The sequence below is a fragment of the Pseudoalteromonas sp. SG44-1 genome (assembly GCF_014164315.1).
Classification (GTDB): Bacteria; Pseudomonadota; Gammaproteobacteria; order Enterobacterales; family Alteromonadaceae; genus Pseudoalteromonas; species Pseudoalteromonas rhizosphaerae.
In genome coordinates, this window is sequence record NZ_JACJEW010000179.1 from 1 (window position 1) to 1,202 (window position 1,202).

Consider the following 1,202-nt stretch of genomic DNA (forward strand, 5'->3'; position numbering starts at 1 on the left):
TTAGCTGATTTTCTAAGGGATACGCCTTCCCACATTAATTTGGTATATTCGATCCACTTCTCAGCCTTTTTCATTCGGTAAAGTGGTGAGTCTGCAAGTGCATTAAATGTTTTGTTGCATGATTTGCACTTAAAGCGCTGAATTCCTTGCTTTGTCATTCCCCAACGATTTAGATTATGTGAATCACAATGGGGGCAATGAGATATTGATTCCTCATGGTCGGCAATAGCTTGACCTACTTGGTTAGTGGCAATATTTGATTCAACTTCGTGGCGAAGCTTTTTAAGTTGAGCGTAATTTAAGTTGGTAATGTGATGTAGTATATTTTGAAACTGCTTGGAAGCCATATTGCACCTGCCGTTGTTGGGTTTCAGTACATTAACTATAGTTCACCAACACCGAAAGACAACATAGCCATATATAAACAGTAGTTGTGTTTGGTTTTTTTTCAACAACTCGCGGGATTATTTCTTGTATTTTACAACAACAAAAAAACAACAAATATAAATCCCTTGATTTACATTTAGATACAGAGTTAGACTGAAAGTATTAAAAAACTCGAAGGATTTTCTGTCTGCAACTTGTGGGTTTAGATCCTTTGAATAAGCTGTTATGTATCTAGGGTGAAATATTGAAGTACGGTGCTTGGATTTTACTTTCAATACTTTTTTTCGGGTTAGGTCTCCTGAAGTTAAATCAGGATGAAATTTCCAGAATTGAGCTAATACAAAAAATTGGTTCTATTGAGTCTGTAAGTTGTAATTCGGGAAGTAAAGACGGCTCGCCAACGGTAGTGTTAAAAAACGAGGGAGGCATTTCGTCCTACAAAGTATTGGAAGAGTTTTCGCTGAGAACCAATTGCGATGACAAAAAGCAGAAATTAATCGGTCGCTCCGTAATTGTTTCTGTTTTGCCTAGCGAAACTAACTTTGCCATGGCGTATGAGTTTATTCTTGACGGAACTAAGGTTTATTCTTTGGAAGATGTCGTATCTTCAGATAAAGAAACCGCTTATGCACTATTGATAGTTGCTTTAGTGATGATAGGTTCACTCTTCTTTAATCGGAAAAAAGATACATAATCGGGTAGCCGGAGGTCTCTAACCTCCAGCCCCCACACCACCCATCATGCGGGTCCGCAATGGGCGGTTCATCTCCCGTAATGAATATTGATCCAAATACCTCTCAGTGACACTAAACCTT

Annotated in this window: 2 protein-coding genes; one reads left to right on the forward strand and one right to left on the reverse strand. The window is 38.4% G+C overall.

Annotated features, from left to right (window positions below):
- A partial coding sequence (locus H5187_RS23605; RefSeq protein ID WP_182798481.1) for an IS1 family transposase occupies window positions 1-347 on the reverse strand: 347 nt, incomplete at its 3' end.
- A gap of 284 nt (window positions 348-631) precedes the next feature.
- Between H5187_RS23605 and H5187_RS23610 the strand changes: the two genes are divergently transcribed.
- The gene (locus H5187_RS23610; protein WP_182794951.1) at window positions 632-1,081 is read left to right on the forward strand and encodes a hypothetical protein; all 450 of its coding nucleotides are present in this window, start codon (window positions 632-634) and stop codon (window positions 1,079-1,081) included.
- Window positions 1,082-1,202 lie beyond the last annotated feature (121 nt).